At 70.6% G+C, this 16,450-nt stretch carries 14 protein-coding genes; 10 read left to right on the forward strand and 4 right to left on the reverse strand.

Going from position 1 to position 16,450, the window contains the following annotated elements:
- Positions 1–41: 41 nt before the first annotated feature.
- The 4 genes from QWJ41_RS11465 (at position 42) to QWJ41_RS11480 (ending at position 3,481) form a co-directional block, all read left to right on the forward strand.
- The gene (locus tag QWJ41_RS11465) at positions 42–983 is read left to right on the forward strand and encodes an esterase/lipase family protein (protein WP_302708333.1); all 942 of its coding nucleotides are present in this window, start codon (positions 42–44) and stop codon (positions 981–983) included.
- Positions 984–1,195: 212 nt separating this feature from the next.
- The gene (locus QWJ41_RS11470) at positions 1,196–2,545 is read left to right on the forward strand and encodes an MFS transporter (protein WP_302708334.1); all 1,350 of its coding nucleotides are present in this window, start codon (positions 1,196–1,198) and stop codon (positions 2,543–2,545) included.
- Between the two features lie 202 nt (positions 2,546–2,747).
- Complete coding sequence (locus QWJ41_RS11475; protein ID WP_302708335.1) at positions 2,748–3,254, forward strand: DUF2975 domain-containing protein; 507 nt, start codon at positions 2,748–2,750, stop codon at positions 3,252–3,254.
- Positions 3,254–3,481: a helix-turn-helix domain-containing protein gene (locus tag QWJ41_RS11480; RefSeq protein WP_302708337.1), complete on the forward strand. Its 228-nt coding sequence runs from the start codon at positions 3,254–3,256 to the stop codon at positions 3,479–3,481. The genes QWJ41_RS11475 and QWJ41_RS11480 overlap by 1 nt, the downstream gene beginning before the upstream one ends.
- A 4-nt stretch (positions 3,482–3,485) precedes the next feature.
- Here QWJ41_RS11480 and QWJ41_RS11485 read toward each other — a convergent pair whose 3' ends face one another.
- Positions 3,486–4,304 (reverse strand): SGNH/GDSL hydrolase family protein, encoded by an 819-nt coding sequence (locus QWJ41_RS11485; RefSeq protein ID WP_302708339.1) that lies wholly within the window; start codon positions 4,302–4,304, stop codon positions 3,486–3,488.
- Between the two features lie 83 nt (positions 4,305–4,387).
- On the opposite strand from QWJ41_RS11485, the gene QWJ41_RS11490 reads away from it, so the two are divergent.
- The 3 genes from QWJ41_RS11490 to QWJ41_RS11500 all read left to right on the forward strand — a co-directional run bounded on the left by QWJ41_RS11490 (position 4,388) and on the right by QWJ41_RS11500 (position 11,729).
- On the forward strand, positions 4,388–4,999 hold the full coding sequence (locus QWJ41_RS11490; RefSeq protein ID WP_302708340.1) for a CueP family metal-binding protein: 612 nt from the start codon (positions 4,388–4,390) through the stop codon (positions 4,997–4,999).
- A gap of 250 nt (positions 5,000–5,249) precedes the next feature.
- The gene (locus QWJ41_RS11495) at positions 5,250–10,319 is read left to right on the forward strand and encodes a fibronectin type III domain-containing protein (protein WP_302708341.1); all 5,070 of its coding nucleotides are present in this window, start codon (positions 5,250–5,252) and stop codon (positions 10,317–10,319) included.
- 129 nt (positions 10,320–10,448) lie between these two features.
- On the forward strand, positions 10,449–11,729 hold the full coding sequence (locus QWJ41_RS11500; protein WP_302708342.1) for an HNH endonuclease signature motif containing protein: 1,281 nt from the start codon (positions 10,449–10,451) through the stop codon (positions 11,727–11,729).
- A gap of 112 nt (positions 11,730–11,841) precedes the next feature.
- On the opposite strand, the gene QWJ41_RS11505 is transcribed toward QWJ41_RS11500, so the two are convergent.
- Complete coding sequence (locus tag QWJ41_RS11505) at positions 11,842–12,054, reverse strand: hypothetical protein (RefSeq protein ID WP_302708343.1); 213 nt, start codon at positions 12,052–12,054, stop codon at positions 11,842–11,844.
- Positions 12,055–12,389: 335 nt separating this feature from the next.
- On the opposite strand from QWJ41_RS11505, the gene QWJ41_RS11510 reads away from it, so the two are divergent.
- Together QWJ41_RS11510 and QWJ41_RS11515 are read left to right on the forward strand one after the other, a co-directional pair.
- Positions 12,390–12,794 carry a helix-turn-helix domain-containing protein gene (locus QWJ41_RS11510; RefSeq protein ID WP_302708345.1) on the forward strand — a complete coding sequence of 135 codons (405 nt, stop codon included), beginning with the start codon at positions 12,390–12,392 and terminating at the stop codon, positions 12,792–12,794.
- An 83-nt stretch (positions 12,795–12,877) separates the two neighbouring features.
- On the forward strand, positions 12,878–13,657 hold the full coding sequence (locus QWJ41_RS11515) for a hypothetical protein (protein ID WP_302708347.1): 780 nt from the start codon (positions 12,878–12,880) through the stop codon (positions 13,655–13,657).
- A 306-nt stretch (positions 13,658–13,963) separates the two neighbouring features.
- On the opposite strand, the gene QWJ41_RS11520 is transcribed toward QWJ41_RS11515, so the two are convergent.
- A complete protein-coding gene (locus QWJ41_RS11520) occupies positions 13,964–14,980 on the reverse strand; it encodes a TIGR03617 family F420-dependent LLM class oxidoreductase (protein ID WP_302708349.1) in 1,017 nt (338 codons plus the stop codon).
- A gap of 208 nt (positions 14,981–15,188) precedes the next feature.
- On the opposite strand from QWJ41_RS11520, the gene QWJ41_RS11525 reads away from it, so the two are divergent.
- Complete coding sequence (locus tag QWJ41_RS11525) at positions 15,189–15,530, forward strand: DUF2200 domain-containing protein (protein WP_302708350.1); 342 nt, start codon at positions 15,189–15,191, stop codon at positions 15,528–15,530.
- An 18-nt stretch (positions 15,531–15,548) separates the two neighbouring features.
- Here the strand turns inward: QWJ41_RS11525 and QWJ41_RS11530 are convergent, their stop codons facing one another.
- The gene (locus QWJ41_RS11530; protein WP_302708352.1) at positions 15,549–16,349 is read right to left on the reverse strand and encodes a DUF2510 domain-containing protein; all 801 of its coding nucleotides are present in this window, start codon (positions 16,347–16,349) and stop codon (positions 15,549–15,551) included.
- Between the last annotated feature and the right edge of the window lie 101 nt (positions 16,350–16,450).

A 16,450-nucleotide genomic window follows, 5' to 3' on the forward strand; every position in this document is an offset into this window, starting at 1 on the left:
GGAGGTGCGTCACCGGCGCCCCCGCGGGTCGTTGGGAGGGCATGCGTCGCCTCCCCGCCGTCCTGGTCGTGCTCCTCACCGCCCTGGGTCTCGCGGGCGCGCTCGTGCCCGCCGGCGCGGTGGCCGCCGAGCGCTACCCGGTGCCCTACAACTTCCTGCCGTACGCCATGCTTGGCGGCGCGCAGACCGACGCGCCCGGCACCAACGACTGGGACTGCCGGCCCACCCGGCGGCACCCGCGCCCGGTGGTGCTGGTGCACGGCACCTTCGGCAACCAGTCCACCAACTGGCAGACCTACGGGCCGCTGCTGGCCAACGAGGGCTACTGCGTCTTCGCGCTCACCTACGGCGTCGACGACATCGGCGGGCCGGCGACCGAGCCCCTCGGCGGGATGCGGCGGATGCAGTCGAGCGCGCGCGAGCTCAAGCGCTTCGTCGCCGACGTACGACGCGCCACCGGCGCCCGCAAGGTCGACCTGGTCGGGCACTCCCAGGGCACCCTGATGCCGAGCTGGTACGTGAAGTTCCTCGGCGGCGCGAAGCACGTCAGGCGGTACGTCTCGATCGCGCCGCTGTGGCACGGCACCCAGGTCGCCGGCGCCGCCGCGCTGACCGGCGGTGCCTTCGGCGCGCCGGTGGACTCCTCGGTGCCGTTCTGCGTGGCGTGCGGGCAGTTCTCACCCGACTCGCGGTTCGTGCGCAGGATCCGTCGCGGCGGGGTCGCGGTCGAGGGCATCGACTACACCAACATCATGACCCGCTACGACCAGCTGGTGGTGCCCTACACCTCGGGCATCGAGCGGGGGATGACCAACATCGTCGTGCAGGACGAGTGCGCCACCGACTACGCCGAGCACTTCCAAGTCGCCGCCGACCCGGTCGCGGCCGGGCACGTGCTCGACGCGCTCGACCCGCGTCGTCGTACGCCGGTCGGGTGCGAGGTGGTGCTGCCGTTCGTCGGCGGCCCGCCGCCGGCTGGCTGATCGCCCGTCAGCGTCTGGCGGGACGTGAGGACGCCAGACCCGTCGCCACTGGGGGGTGTGTACGCGACGGGCCTGGCGCCACCTGTTCTGTTCCCTGGAGTCGGCGGTCCACACATCCGACCCGGGAAATTCCAGGATTTTTCTTTCCCGGGTCGAAGGACGGTGCGAGGGTGGCGGGAATGCGGAGCCGTGCCGCGGAGTTGGGAGAGATCGTGCCCATCGACGACTCACGCCGCGTGTCCATGCTGATCGGCGTGCTCTTCGGGGTCGCCGGGATGGGCTCGGCAGCGGCCGCCGTCGCGCTGCCCGCGCTGGGCCAGGACTTCGGCATCGGCGTCGGCTCCACCGCCTGGACGATCAGCCTCTACGCGCTGATGTTCGCGGTCACCACCGCGCTCTACGGCCGCTTCTCCGACCTCGTCGGCATCCGCACCCCGCTGCTCGTCGGCATCGGCCTGATGACCGGTGGCGCGCTGCTGGCGGCGCTGGCGCCGACGTACGGCGTGCTCCTCTTCGCCCGGCTCGTGCAGGGCGCGGGCGCCGCGGCCGTCCCGACGCTCGGGGTGGCGATCCTCAGCGGCCGGTACGACGGCGCCGTGCGCGGGCTGGCCCTCGGCCGTCTGGCCGGCACCGCGGCCGCCGTGACCAGCCTCGGCCCGCTGCTCGGCGGGCTCACCGAGGCTGCCTTCGGGTGGCGCGCGGTGATGGCCATCCCGATGCTCGGCGCGCTGGTGATCCCGTTCGTGTGGCGGGCGCTGACCACCGAGGGCAGCGGGGCGCGCCTCGACGTGCTCGGCGCGATCCTGGTCGCGCTGACCGCCGCCGGGCTGGTGCTGCTGATCCAGTCGCCCTCGACCGGTCTGGTGATCGCGCTCGTCGGGCTGCTGCTGCTCGGGCTCGGGACCCCACTGGTGGCGCTGCAGGTGCGGCGCCGACCCGACGGGTTCCTGCCCCGCGACGTGATCCGCAACCCCGTGGTGGTGCGCTCGGCGCTGGCCGCCGCGGCGGTGCCGGCCGCCTGGTTCGGGCTGCTGATCGCGGTGCCTGCGGTGCTGGTCGGCGAGGCCGGCTGGGAGCCCTGGCAGGTCGGGGTGCTGCTGCTGCCGTCCTCGGTCGTGGCGGTGCTGATGCCCCGGTTCACGGGGCCGTTGCTCACCCGGATCGGTGCGGTGCGCACGCTGGCCATCGGCGCTGTCGCCTCGTCGGCGGCGCTCTTCCTCGCCGCGTGGGGCTCCGCTGTGCTCTCTCCTGTGCTGCTCGCCCTGGTGCTGATCCTGGTCACCTTCGCCTTCGGCGCCGGCCAGCCCGCGCTCTCGGCCTCGGTCGGTGAGGCGGTGCAGGTGCACGTGCGCGGTGTCGCCCTCGGCATCGCGACCCTCGTCTTCATGACCGGTGGCTCCGTCGGCTCCGCCATGGTCGGCGGGCTCGGTGGCGTCACCGGGCTGCCGTGGGCGCTTGCGATCCTCGGGGTGCTTCCGCTGGTCGGCATGACCGCGCTGATCCCGATCCTGCGGAGCTCGCCGGCCGCTGTGCTGGCTGAGGCTGACGTCGAGCTCGACTGAGGCACCCGCGCGGTTTCCCCGGGTACCCGGGGAACCCGTAGGCGTTGGGGTGTTGCAACACCCGAACGCCTACGGGATTGGCCCAACGCCTCGTGCGCGGTGACTCCGGGCGCCTCCGCGCGTAGGAAGGGGGCTCTTCTTGACTGCCGCTCTATCTATCGAGTTACGATAGATATACGTTGTTGGTCGAGAGGAGCCCGCGATGAACTCACGAGTGGTCCTGGTCCTGCGAGGCGTGATCGGGCTGGCCCTGGTCGGCTCGCTGGGCGTGCAGGCCCTGCTGGGCTTCCAGCTCTGGCTCGACCGCGGCGAGGACCGCGCCGACCTTCGCATCCCGCTCGTGGTGCTCCTGGTCGTGGGCGTCGTGGCGCTGCAGGTGATCGGGGTGGAGATCTGGCGGCTGCTGACGATGGTGCGCCACGGCACGGTCTTCTCCTTCGCGGCCTTCCGCCACGTCGACCGCGTGATCGCCGCCATCGGCGCCGGAGCCGTGGTGGTGCTCGGGCTCGCCGTGCTGGCGGCGTACGCCAACCGCACGACGCCCGGCGACGAGATCGCGCCCGGGGTGGTCGGGATCGTCTGCGGGCTGGCGCTGGTGGTCGCGGGGGTGGCGCTGGTGGTCTACGTGATGCGGACCCTGCTGGCGCAGGCGGTCGCGCTCGACGACGAGACCAAGCAGCTGCAGGCCGAGCTCGACGGGGTCATCTGATGCCGATCGTCGTCGACATCGACGTGATGCTCGCGCGCCGCAAGATGGCCGTCGGCACGCTCGCCGACCGGGTCGGGATCACCCCCGCCAACCTGGCGGTGCTCAAGAACGGGCGGGCCAAGGCGGTGCGGTTCAGCACCCTCGAGGCGCTCTGCGAGGTCCTCGACTGCCAGCCCGGCGACCTGCTGCGCTGGGAGCCCGACCCCTCGGAGCCGGCGGAGTCGTGACGGTTTAGCCGCCCGGCACCAGCCCGGCCTCGCGGAAGGCCGCCTCGAGGCTGGTCGCGATCAGCTCGTGGCCCGCGTCGAGCGGGTTGCCGGCGGGACCGGTGGGCAGGTCGGCGAAGCCCTGCTTGGTCGGTCGCAGCACCAGCGTGTCCTCGACCGCGCGCCACGCCTGCGTCATCGCCGTCTCGTCCTTCGCGCTGACGCCGTCGGGGCGGAACGAGCTGATCGCGACCATCGGCGCGTCGGGCAGGTCGGCGGCGATCCGGTCGCCGAACTCGGCGATCGCCGAGGTCACCGCGTCGACGTCGGGGTCGGGCCCCGCGTAGTCGGCCTGCACCAGCACGGCGTCGGGGTCGATCTCGGCGAGCGGGGCGTCGGACCACAGGTCGGAGACCGTGGCGCCTGATTCTCCGGGGGACACGTAGCTCGCGCCGGGCTCGGCGACCACCCGCACGTCCCAGCCCAGCTCGTTGCCCAGCCGAGCGGCGTACGACGCGTCGTCGCCGGAGGCGCCGTCACCGGCTGCCCAGCCGTCGCCGACCAGCAGCAGCACCGGGCGGGGCCGGTTGGCGGTCGGGGTCAGGGTCGAGAAGGTCGGCGGCTCGTACGCCGGCTGCTCCGGCTCGGGCTCCGCCGTCGGCAGGCCCGGGGCGTCGGGCAGGTCCTCGTCGCGCGAGCCCGGATCGACGACCGACTCGACGTCGGTGTCGGTGGCCACCTGGTCGTTCCAGCGCGACCAGGCATAGCCGGTGCCGCCCACGACCCCGACCGCCAGCAGCGCGACCAGGATCGCCGCGACCGGTGCTTCTCGACGTCGACCCACCCTGGTGAGTGTAGGGACGGCCGGCGCTCTTGGCCGATCCGGGAGGATGGCCGCACGACCCGCCCGCCTGAGAGGAACTACTCGTGCGCCACCCGACCGCACCCCGCCGGCTGCGTCCGCTGGCCGCTGCTGCGGTCGTCTCGGTGCTGGCGCTCGCTGGTTGCGCCGGTGCGGACTCCTCGCCGCAATCGACCTCCGCCGACGCCTCCGCGGGCGCCGGGCTCCTGGCCGACCAGGGTCTCGAGGGGCTCGACGCCACCCAGCTCATCGAGCGTCTCGACACGATGACCCTGGCCGAGCGCCCGAGCAACCTGATCGCCTCCGTGCAGCCGGACGCTGTCGTCGTCACCGACGACCAGGGTCGCGAGGCACGGCTGCCGATGCCCGAGGACCGGGTCTACGTCTCGGTCGCGCCCTACGTGGACCAGACCCACGAGTGCCACTTCCACAGCCTCACCACCTGCGTCGGCGAGCTGGACGATGAAAGCGTCGACGTCACACTGACCACCGCCGACGGCGAGGTGCTCGTCGACGAGACCCGCCGGACCTACGACAACGGGTTCGTCGGTCTGTGGGTGCCGCGCGACCTCGACGCGACCCTGACGATCACCCACGACGGGCGCACCGGGACGGCGCCGATCACGACCCAGGACCCCGACGACCCCACCTGTGTCACGACGCTGCAGCTGACCTGAGCCGGCTTCGGGCTGAGGTGCGGTCGGGGAGGGTCGAGCAGTCGGTCTATCTCGAAAGAATGTCGCAGCAGCGAGCAGTACTCCTGGGCCAAAGCGCATGCGATGGCAGCGCCTTGCGGCGCGCCCTCAGAACTGAGACGGAGTCGGACCGTCGTCTATCACAGGCATACGTGTGAATGCGAGCTCCAGGGGCGTCCGGCGCTATCTTTTACCTGTCTAGTCCGGTGGTGCTTCTCTTCTTGGGGGTCCGGTGCGCGCTGCGCCCGTTCGTGCTCTGTTCCTGCTTCTCGGCTGCGTGCTGGTCATCACTGGGCTATCGCCCAGCGTGGCCGCGGCGGAATCGCAAATCGTGGTCTCCGGATCGCTTGTCGACGCCGCGGGCGAGCCGATGGCGGATATCGGAATCGGAATGAACGGTGGCGTTCAAGCGCATACTGATGCGGATGGCAAGTTCGCACTGCCGGCCCGTCTGGGATCCCAGTACATGACGTTGACTCGTTCTCGTGGGGAGGCTTTCGAGGACTACCTGTGGTTCAGCACTGAGGAGTTCGTGGTCTCGCAGTCGCAGGATCTTGGTACGGTCCGGTTCCCGGATCTGGTCAAGCGGACGATCAAGGTTGTCGACAGTGACGGGGTGCCGGTCTCGGGAGTCTCGGTATACCGGGGGCCTTCTGATGGGTTCGTGTCTCCGCAGTGGCTCGACGGTGACAGTGCCGCGTTTGGTGAGGTCGGTTATCGCCATGCGAACCATCGGTTGCAGCAGCGAACCGATGCCGTCGGCGAGGTGGCGGTCATGGTGCCGCGTTTGGATGCGGCTCCTGACCCCAGCAGCACATCGCCGTCCGGCCTGCCGGTCTACGGTCTGCAGTACAGCAACGAGGAGACGGGGGCCTACTTCTCCGGTGATACCCGTCGATCTAGCGTCGACGGTGCCATTCACACGACGACTCTGCCTGCGCCCGCTTACCTCACGGGCGCGATTGTCGACGCAGCCGGTGAGCCGTTGGCGGACATCGAGGTGTCTGGCAGCGCGGCAGGCTCTCGCGTGCGCTCCGATGCGGACGGTCGCTTTCGGCTCTTGGTCAACCGCGGGCCGCAGGAGCTGACTATGGCGCGTAGCGGAGGTCAGAACTTCGAGGACTACCTGTGGTTCAGCACTGAGGAGTTCGTGGTCTCGCAGTCGCAGGATCTTGGTACGGTCCGGTTCCCGGATCTGGTCAAGCGGACGATCAAGGTTGTCGACAGTGACGGGGTGCCGGTCTCGGGAGTCTGGGTGAGCCGGAGTCCTTCCGCTCAAGCCTTTGTGTTCCCACAGTGGCTCGACGGGGACAGTGCCGCATTCGGTGAGATCGGGTATCGCGATGCGAAACATCGGTTGCAGAAGCGAACCGATGCCGCCGGTGAGGTGGCGGTCAGGGTGCCGCGTCTGGATGCGGCTGCTGAGCCCAGCAGCACATCGCCGTCTGGCCTGCCGGTCTATGACCTCCAGTACAACGACTCGAAGACCGGCTCGTACTTCAGCGACACGAGCCGATCTGACGTGGATGGCAACAAGCACACGACATCGCTGGACGGTCTTGTCCTGCGGAGGCCCGAGGCGCCTGCGGCTCCCTCCGTATCCGGTGGCGACGAGTCTGTGAGTGTGATCTGGGCCGACCCCCATGACAACGGATCACCCCTCACGAACTACACCGTCACAGCTGCCCCAGGCGGCATCACAAAGACTGTGCCCGCCGGGACTCTCAGCACCACCTTGGAGGGTTTGGATAACGGCTCGACCTACACGATTTCTGTCAGTGCGACCAACGTCGTTGGCGAAGGCCCCATGTCTGAGTCCTCCAGCGAGGTCGTCCCTGCCGGGACCCCTTCCGCGCCGACGGGGGTACACGGTGCAGGGCAGGACCAGTCGGTGATCGTCTTGTGGTCGGCCCCGGCTGACAACGGCGCTGAAGTCTTGGACTACCTGGTTGAGGTTTCACCGGGAGGTGCAAGTGTCGTGGTGCCGAGCGGAACCGAGCGGGCGACCATCAGCGGCCTGACCAACGGTGAGGAATACCGAGTCACCGTCACCGCACGCAACGCGGTCGGGACCGGACCGGCTTCGGCGCCGTCCGCGCCCCTCACGCCGTACCAAGACGCGGTCCACACCGTTCAGGGGCGACTCGTCGACGATGCCGGCATCCCCGTCGTGGGCGCCACACTGCGCAACTCGGGCACCAGCTCGCCGACCTCTACTACCGACGCCGAGGGCCGCTTCAACCTGGCCATGCGCTCGGGTTCTCGTAGCCTGCACGTCGAGGCACCTGTCGCCCCCACCTCCCACGTCGCCATCGAGACGACCAGCTGGACGCTATGGCGCGACGAGAACCTGGGTGACGTGGTCCTGCCGACCCTCGACGAGCGCACGGTGCGTGTCGTAGACCGGAACGCGCGTCCTATCCAGGGGGCTCGGGTCAGCGGCAACACCTGGTTCCGCTACAGCTGGGAGGCGAACGGGGCGCACCGGCTCTTCCGCGATGTCAGCGTTAATCTCATGTCCCTGCGCACCAGCGGCCTCTCGGACTCCGACGGCCGTGTTCTGCTGCGTACGCCCCAGGTCGACAGTGCGGCGGGTGGCAAGGACTGGTCGTACGACGGGCTGCCCACCCAGAACGTCGACTACCAGGACCCCCGGACCGGTGTGGGGATCTGGACCAACACGAGCGACGCGACCGTGCTTGGCCGGACGCACGAGGTCGCAATCAGCGCTGTTGAGCTGACGGTTCCGGATCAGGTCGGCAAGCCGAGGGTGACGGCTGGTGACGGTTCGGTCGCGGTGTCGTGGTCGAAGGTGGGTGGCAACGGGTCTCCGGTGACCGGGTACACGGTGACGGCTGCGCCGGGTGGTGCCACCAGGACGGTCGGTGCGGGCGCGACGAGTGCCACGCTGGATGGTCTGGTCAACGGCACGGCGTACACGTTCACCGTGGTCGCGACCAATGCCGTGGGTGACAGTCCGGCGTCGGCGCCGTCGGATGAGGTCATGCCTGCGGGTGTTCCGGATCAGGTCGGCAAGCCGACGGTGACGGCTGGTGACGGTTCGGTCGCGGTGTCGTGGTCGAAGGTGGGTGGCAACGGGTCTGCGGTCTCCGGGTACACGGTGACGGCTGCTCCCGGCGGTGCCTCGGAGAGCGTCTCCGGCGACGTCGAGCGGGCGACTCTTGAGGGCCTGGTCAACGGGACGGCGTACACGTTCACCGTGGTGGCCACCAACGTGGCGGGGGCCTCTGCTCGGTCGGTGGCCTCGGATGAGGTCACGCCTGCGGGCGTTCCGGATCAGGTCGGCAAGCCGACGGTGACGGCTGGTGACGGTTCGGTCGCGGTGTCGTGGTCGAAGGTGGGTGGCAACGGGACTCCGGTGACCGGGTACACGGTCACGGCTGCGCCGGGTGGTGCCGTCGCGACGGTGGCCGGCGACGTCACCGAGGTGACGCTGCGAGACCTGGACAACGGGACGTCGTACAGCTTCGTCGTCGTCGCGACCAACAAGGTGGGCGACTCCGCGCCCTCGCCTCGGTCACTCTCGGTGACCCCCCGGGCCGCGCCCGTGGCACCCACCGACGTCGTGGCACGGGCTGGGGTGAACTCGGCGCGGGTGTCGTGGGCTCACGACTTCGGCTACACCGCCACCGACTCGAGCCGGTCCTACCTCGTGACCGCGTCCCCGGGAGGTGCGGCCTGCGAGAGCACTACGCACGCCTGCACGGTGCCGGGGCTCTCGAACGGCAAGACCTACACGTTCAGCGTGGTCGCGCGTGACGGCTACGGAGCCTCGCCTGCGTCGGCGCCCTCCAGCCCGGTCACGCCGGTGGCCGACACCACCGCCCCGGTGCTCGCGAGCTCGAGCGTCACGCCCGGACGCGTCGCCGCCACAGGCGGCCGGGTCGAGGTCGAGCTGCGCATCACCGATGACGTCAGCGGTCTCAGGGAGAGCGGGTTCCCGGTCGTGGTCACCTTCTCCAAGCGCACCGGCAACGGGTCCTTCGGGTTCACGTCGTTGGGCCGCGCGTCGGGCGACGCCTACGACGGCACCTACCGCGCAAGCATCCAGGTCCCCTCGGGAACGCCTTCGGGGGACTACCGGCTCTCGGTCTACCCCCTCGAGGACCAGGCGCAGAACAGCACGTCCTTCCTGTCCGTCGACGGCGTCGTGGTCGGCAACCCGGCCGCCCCCGACCGCCCTGCGGTCGAGGTCGGACCCGGCCGCAGCGTCTCGCTGACGTGGGCGGAGCCCACCGACGACGGTGGCAATGTGATCACCGGCTACGAGGTCGAGACCGGCCCCGACGGCGACGTACGACGTGTCGATGCCGGTCCGAGCAACGTCAGCACCGTGCTGTCGTTCCCCGACCGTGACGCCGACGACCCGGTGCGCTTCCGCGTGCGTGCTCTCAACTCGGCGGGTCCGAGCGCCTGGTCGTCCTGGACCGACGACGTCCTGGTCCCGGCTGCCGCACCGGGTGCGCCCCGAGGTGTGACCGCCCAGCCGGGCGTCTCCTCGGCTCGGGTGACCTGGGCAGCGCCGGCCTCGGCCGGTGGATCGGCAGTGACGTCGTACCTCGTCACTGCCGCGCCCGGCGGTCGGAATGTCAGGGTCGACGGCGACGTCACCGAGGCGGAGGTCGAGGGGCTCGAGAACGGGATCGCCTACACCTTCACCGTCGTGGCGATCAACGGGGTGGGGTCCTCGGAGGCCTCCGCCCGGTCTGCTGCGGTGACGCCGACGGCGGCCGCTACCGCTCCTGGTTCTCCGCGCGAGGTGCGTGCGGTCGCGGGGGACGGGGTCGCGACAGTGTCGTGGTCGGGCCCGTCCAGTGATGGCGGCTCGGCCGTGACGGCGTACACGGTGACCGCCTCGCCCGGCGGCCGCGTTGTGACAGTCGCTGGCACCGTGACCCAGGCCGAGGTCGAGGGGCTCCAGAACGGGATCGCCTACACCTTCACGGTGGTTGCCGCCAACGACATCGGTACGTCGTCAGCCTCCGGATCGAGCGAGTCGGTCACGCCAGCCGGTGCCCCGGGTCGACCGGCGAAGCCGTTGGTCAAGGTTAAGCGCGACAAGCTCGTCGTGAAGTGGACAACCCCCGAGAACAACGGGAGCCCGATCAGCGGCTATGTCGTCTCCGTCAGCAAAGGTCGGTCAGTCACCACCACCGGGACGCGGACGAGGGTCGTGATCCGGAAGGCCAGGCCGGGGAACTACAAGATCAGGGTCGCAGCTGTCAGCGACGTGGGCACCTCGGCGAAGAGCGCTGTGGTGAGGGTGCGCGTCGCGCGCTGACTCCTGCGGACGACCGGTCGGTGAGAGTTGCGGCATCGTTGAAGAAGTAATCAGAATAATTTTCCCGGAGCCTGTGGAAAACCACTTCTGACCTGCTTCTTTGTCGGTGGTGCCTGGGAGGCTTCTCTCATGGCCACCACCGCGGCGCACCCCATCAACGGGGCGGTCGCGCGCATGCACTCGGTGCTCGACGAGGTGGCCGAGGTGCCGACCTGGTCGATGGGCCAAGCCGCGACGGCGGAGGCATTGGTCGACATCTCTCGGGTCGAGGCGCGGCTTTTGGAGGTGCGCTCGCGTCTGCTGTCGCACGCCGAGACCGTGGCGGTGGCAGAGACGAATGCGTCGCCCTCGGTGGCGGTCTGGCACTCGAATGCCACCCGGTCGACGAAGCGGGAGTCGTTCCGTGAGGTGCGGCTGGCTGCGGGGCTCGGTCGGTACGACGTGGTGCGGGAGGCGCTGGGTCGCGGCGACGTCATCGCGGAGCAGGCGTCGGTGATCTGCACTGCCTTGGATGAGCTGCCCGATGACCTGGACGCCGGCGTGCTGGAGCAGGCGGCGAAGGCGCTGGTCGCGTTCGCGGAGGTCCACGACGCCAAGGCGCTGCGGGTGCTGGGCCGTCGGATTCTCGAGGTAGTCGCGCCCGAGGTGGCCGAGGCGTGGGAGGCCGAGCAGCTTGACCGCGAGGAGCGCGAGGCGGAGAAGTCGTCGGTCTTCCGGATGCGCGAGGACGGGCGCGGCCGGATCAAGGGATCGTTCACGGTGCCGCTGCTGGTGGGGCAGATGCTGGAGCGGGCACTGCTCGCTTTCGCTTCGCCGAAGCACCAGATCGCGAACCGTGCCGCCGACGACGCGGACGGGCAGGACGAGCAGGACGAGCAGGCGCCGGTGCCGGTACGTCGCCCGACGGCGCAGCGGCTGGGTGCGGCGTTCGTGGAGCTCGTCGAGCGGCTCGACCCCCACAGCTTGCCCCAGGCGGGAGGCGTGAACGCGACGGTCGTGGTGACGATGACCCTCGAGTCCCTCAAGGACGGCCTGGCGGCCGCCACGCTCGACACCGGTGACCGGATCAGTGCCGCGACCGCACGCCGCTTGGCGTGCGAGGCCGGCGTCGTGCCCGCCGTGCTGGGCGGGAAGAGTCAGCCGCTCGATGTCGGCAGGTCGCAGCGGCTCTTCACCGGCCCGCAGCGGATCGCGTTGGGTGCCAGGGACGGTGGTTGCACCGCCCAGGGCTGCGACGCCCCGCCGGCGATGTGCCACGCGCACCACGACGACCTGTGGTCGCACCAGGGCAGGACCGCGGTGGAGCGGGGCCGGCTGCTGTGCCCGTTCCACCATCGGCGAATCCATGATCCGGAGTACGAGGTCGAAGTCGGTGCTGACAACCAGGTCAGCTTCCATCGGCGGACGTAGGAGAGGTCTGCTCGGTTCTTGCGGGGTCTCGGCGTCGCTCGTCGCTGGCGCTCCTCGCTGCTCGACCAACGGTGCCCGCTGGCGCTCCTCGCTGCTCGACCAACGGGGACGGTCAGGGGGAGTCGTCGCGCCACAGCGCGACGCTGCACGCCATGCCGGCCAGCCACAGCAGCAGCACCGGCACGTCGCCGCTGTGCATGCCGTGGCTGTCGCTGACGGTGAAGAGCACGCGGCCGGTCCACGGTCCGTGGCCGGCGACCAGGAGCAGCGCGAGGATCGACACCACCAGGTAGACCGCGATGGCGATCAGGCGTCGGCGTTGCACCGGGAGAGAGTAGACGCGCGGCCCTGGGGTGGCCTGGTCGACGTACCTCGTGTGAGCGATGGGGGTGGGTCTGGGGTGCGGTCTGCTCGGTGGTCACCGGGTTTCGGCGACGGTCGTCGCTGGCGCTCCTCCCTGCTCAACCAGCGGTGGCGAGGTGGTGCTGCGCCTGCTCAACCAGCGGTGGGGCGCTAGCGCTATTGCATGCTCGATTCGACTGCGCTAGCGGTGCTAGCGCGGGGAATCCCGCTGTTTCTCGATGGTTACTGATCGGTAGTGACTCGTCACACACCCGCTAGCACTTGCAAGCGCTAGCAGGAGCAAGCACTATGGGGGACATGGCAAAGGGAAAGGTCTCGAACGCAGTCGGGACGCTGGGTGACTACCTCAAGGAGCAGCGCACCAGTGCGCAGCTCTCCTTGCGGCAGCTCGCCGAGCAGGCCGGCGTGTCGAACCCCTACCTGAGCCAGATCGAGCGCGGGCTGCGCAAGCCGTCCGCCGAGGTGCTGCAGCAGCTCGCCCGAGCGCTGCGGATCTCCGCCGAGCAGCTCTACATCCGCGCCGGCATCGTCAGCCCTGACGACGGCGTCGGCGGTTCGGTGGAGCTCGCCGTGCTGGGTGACCCGCACCTGACCGAGCGACAGAAGCAGTCGCTGCTCGACGTCTACCAGTCGTTCCTCGCGATGAACGAGGCGCAGGCCGGGGTCGCCGCCCCGGTCGAGCCCGTCAACGACGACGACTGAGCGACCACCCGACGTACGCCGCTCGCCTGAGCGGCGCGACCCGAACGCCCGGCATCCACCGGGAACCAACCGAAGGAGCCGACATGGCCAAGACCAAGTTCGACATCAAGTCCGAGGCGACTAAGGGCCTGTACGCCGGTGCCGGCGTGGCCGACCTCGTCGTCGAGACCGTGCGCGACTACGTCACCGACGTGCAGACCCGGATCTCCGGCGTGCAGAAGGACGTGCAGACCCGGATCTCCGGCGTGCAGAAGGACGTGCAGACCCGCGTCGCCGACGTGCAGAAGTCGGTCACCGACATCGAGCTCAAGCCCGAGGCCCTGCGCAAGCAGGCCGTCACCACGGTCAACGCCCGTGTCGACGCCCTCACCGAGGACGCCAAGGCCCGCCGCGCCGCCATCGAGGCCCGCGTCGCCGAGCTGCAGAACGAGGCCCTCGCCCTGCCGGGCAAGGTCCAGGGCACCGCGACCGCGACCTACACCGACCTCGCCAAGCGCGGCGAGACCCTGGTGACCCGCATCCGTCGCCAGGAGTCGACCAAGGCGACCGCCACCTCGGCCAAGACCACCACGGCCAAGGCGAAGACCACCAAGACCCAGGGCACCAAGGCGGCTGACACCACCGCCGAGAAGGCCTCGACGCAGACCAAGACGGCCGCGAAGAAGTCGAGCACCGCGACCAAGACCGCTGCGAAGAAGACCTCGACCGCCGCCAAGGCCGGCGCCAAGTCGACCACCACGACCGCCAAGAAGGCCGCCGCCCCGGCGCAGTCCTCGGCCAAGGCCACCGGCACCGCCGCCGCCAAGACCGCCGAGAACGCCGCCAAGGCCACCACCGAGGCTGCCAAGAAGGTCGGCGACTGATCGTCTCCCGCTCCCCGCGCTGACTTCGGTCACGCGTCACGCAGCGCGGTCGCACGAGGCACCAGGACCCCCGCACCCACCAGGGTGCGGGGGTCCTGCGCGTGCGGTGCGGACCGGGGCCCCGACTCATTGCCCGGGCCGGGGCCCCGGCACCCCGTCCACCCCGAGTCGGGTGGAGAGCTACCACCCGGGCGTGGTGAATCCCTCGGGGCTTTACCTAGTGCATCCCGCCGCGGGCCGCCCCGGCTCACCCGGCCGACGACACCCCTGCGGGTGGCTGGCGCGAGCAGCCCGGGTCGACCCGGCTCAGTCGCGCAGCGCGGCGACGAGCTCGCCCAGCTGCGCGGGCGGGACGTCGTACCCGGGGAAGTAGCAGCAGACCCGCTCAGCCAGGTCGCCGAAGCGCCGCTTGAGCTCGGCCGCGCACTCGCTGGGCGTGCCGCGCACGGCCAGGGTCTCGATGTGGCGGGTGGTCACCAGCGCCATCATCTCGGCGACCGCGCCGGTCTTGGAGAGCGCGTTGAGCTCGGGCTGCAGCTCGCCCCAGCCCTCGACCTCGAGCACCGAGCGGTACGCCGGCGTGGAGCCGTAGAAGGCCAGCAGCCCGCCCACGCCCCGGTCGGCCGCGGCCTGCTCCTCGGGGGTCGACCCCATCGCCACGATCGCCTGCGGGTAGAGCCGGAAGTCCGCGCGCGGACGCCCGGGTTCGCGCGCCGCCAGCCCCTCCTCGAGCGCCGGCAGGGTCCGCTCGCGCACGTGGCGGTGGCTGTGGAACGGCATCACCAGCAACCCGTCGGCGACCTCGCCGGCCGCGCGGGTCATCAGCGGGCCCAGGGCGCCGAGCAGCACCGGCGCGATGCCGTGCCGGTTGGGGCCCGGCACGAACGTCGGCGGCATCAGCGTGTGCTTGGTGAACTCGCCGCGGAAGTCGAGACGGGTGCCGTCCTGCCACGCCGTCAGGATCGCCCGCGTCGCCAGCACCGCCTCGCGCATCCGCGCCGCCGGGCGCGACCACGTGGCGCCGTACCGGTTCTCGATGTGGGGGCGGATCTGGCTGCCCAGTCCGAGCCGGAACCGGCCCCCGCTCATCAGCTGCAGGTCGTACGCCGCGTGGGCCAGGTGCATCGGCGAGCGCGGCGTCGCGATGGCGACGTTGGTCATCAGGTCGACGTCGACGCCGCTGCTGGCCGTGGCCGCGAGCGGCAGGAAGACGTCGTGCGGTCCCTCGAAGGTGAACAGCCCGGCCACCCCCGTGGTGGCGAGCTCGGCGGCACGCGTCGCGGCCTGGTCGGGGCGGGCGTCGAGCTGGATGTCGAGGAGCACGGAGCCGATCTTGACACGTGTCAGTTCTGTTGGGGAGGGGTCGCGTGAACACCGCCTCCCCAAGTTCGGGTATTCCGGGCGTGGGCAGGTGCCGCCCGCCGGGAGCTGGTGCATATTGGTCCTGCGGATGCCCGGGCCCGCGGTCTTGAGACTCCCGCCGGCCCGGACACCCGCCCCACCCGGTTCCCCCTCGACATAGCGTGGGGACGTGCACCGGATCTTCACCACCCCGATCGCCGACGTGTGGCCGCACTACGTCGCCAAGCTCGAGCGCAAGGGCCGCAACCGCGCCGACTTCGACGAGGTCGTGCACTGGCTGACCGGCCTGGACCGCGAGCAGGTCGAGGCGCACCTCGAGGCGGGCACGACCTTCGAGGAGTTCTTCGCCGCCGCCTCGCTGCCGCCGCAGGCCACGCTCATCACCGGCGTCGTCTGCGGGGTGCGCGTCGAGGACGTCGAGGACCCGCTGATGCAGAAGATCCGCTACCTCGACAAGCTCGTCGACGAGCTCGCGCGCGGCAAGTCGATGGAGAAGGTGCTGCGCGGCTGAGCCGGAGAGCGCGCTTGGTCAGCGGTCGGTGATGACGAGCCCGCGGTCGCGCAGTGTCGGCGCGTGCTCCTCGCCGACCTGGCCGTAGACGATCGCGTCCTCCACCACCAGGAACCGGCCCAGGCCGGAGCGGGCCGTCACGACCTCGTGGGCGACTGCAGGCGGCAACCCGCACACGGTGCTCAGCTGCGCCGGGGTGGCCGTGTTGAGGTCGAGCAGCCCGCCGTCGTCGTAGCCCAGCTCCACGTCGGGACGGCCGATGCCGAGCTCGCGGGCCATCATCGGATCGGTGGCGGCCAGCTTGCGTGCCTCGTCGCGGCGACGCCGTGCCTGCTCCACGGTGGCCATCGCGCCCTGGTTGCCGCTGGGTGGTGTGGCCGGGAGCGGAGCAGCGGTCGAGGAGGGTCGGTAGACCTCGCGGCGCAGCCCGAAGAGCAGCAGCGGGGCCACGAGCATCACCGACATCATGAGGACCGCTCCGAGGCTCGACAGCCAACCGGTCGGGTCGCCTGCCTCGTCGGTCGGCGAGAGGCCGATGAGCACGAACCCCACGATGCTGACTGCCGCGATCGCCGTGCCCACCTTGCGGGTCTGCGGCCGGTCCAGACGCGATGCGGCGTGGAAGAACGGGACGGCCGCGAGCAGCCCGAGGCTAGCCAGCGTGATGACGAAGTACCACCGCCCGGTGGGTCCGTCCTGAGCCGGCGTGGGTCCTCCGTGCTTCGGGGACCGGTGCTCGGTCCACGCGCTGCCGTTCCAGTAGCGCAGCTGGGCCTGGTCGTGGGGGTCGGCGTACCAGCCGGCTCGTTGTGCGTTCATCTGACCCTCCCGAGCGGTGCGTTGACCTGACCCCGTTCACGGTACGTCGGGCCACCGACAGTCCCTGCCTGCGGCTACCCTCGGGCCGGCACCGAGCGGTC

The organism is Nocardioides cremeus (assembly GCF_030518195.1).
Lineage (GTDB): Bacteria > Actinomycetota > Actinomycetes > Propionibacteriales > Nocardioidaceae > Nocardioides > Nocardioides cremeus.

Bases quoted from the DNA above. Each gene is read 5' to 3' on its own strand.
- QWJ41_RS11510 (WP_302708345.1), top strand. From the start codon at position 12,390: ATGGCAAAGGGAAAGGTCTCGAACGCAGTCGGGACGCTGGGTGACTAC.
- QWJ41_RS11480 (WP_302708337.1), top strand. From the start codon at position 3,254: ATGCCGATCGTCGTCGACATCGACGTGATGCTCGCGCGCCGCAAGATG.
- QWJ41_RS11465 (WP_302708333.1), top strand. From the start codon at position 42: ATGCGTCGCCTCCCCGCCGTCCTGGTCGTGCTCCTCACCGCCCTGGGT.
- QWJ41_RS11500 (WP_302708342.1), top strand. From the start codon at position 10,449: ATGGCCACCACCGCGGCGCACCCCATCAACGGGGCGGTCGCGCGCATG.
- QWJ41_RS11475 (WP_302708335.1), top strand. From the start codon at position 2,748: ATGAACTCACGAGTGGTCCTGGTCCTGCGAGGCGTGATCGGGCTGGCC.
- QWJ41_RS11530 (WP_302708352.1), bottom strand. From the start codon at position 16,349: ATGAACGCACAACGAGCCGGCTGGTACGCCGACCCCCACGACCAGGCC.
- QWJ41_RS11515 (WP_302708347.1), top strand. From the start codon at position 12,878: ATGGCCAAGACCAAGTTCGACATCAAGTCCGAGGCGACTAAGGGCCTG.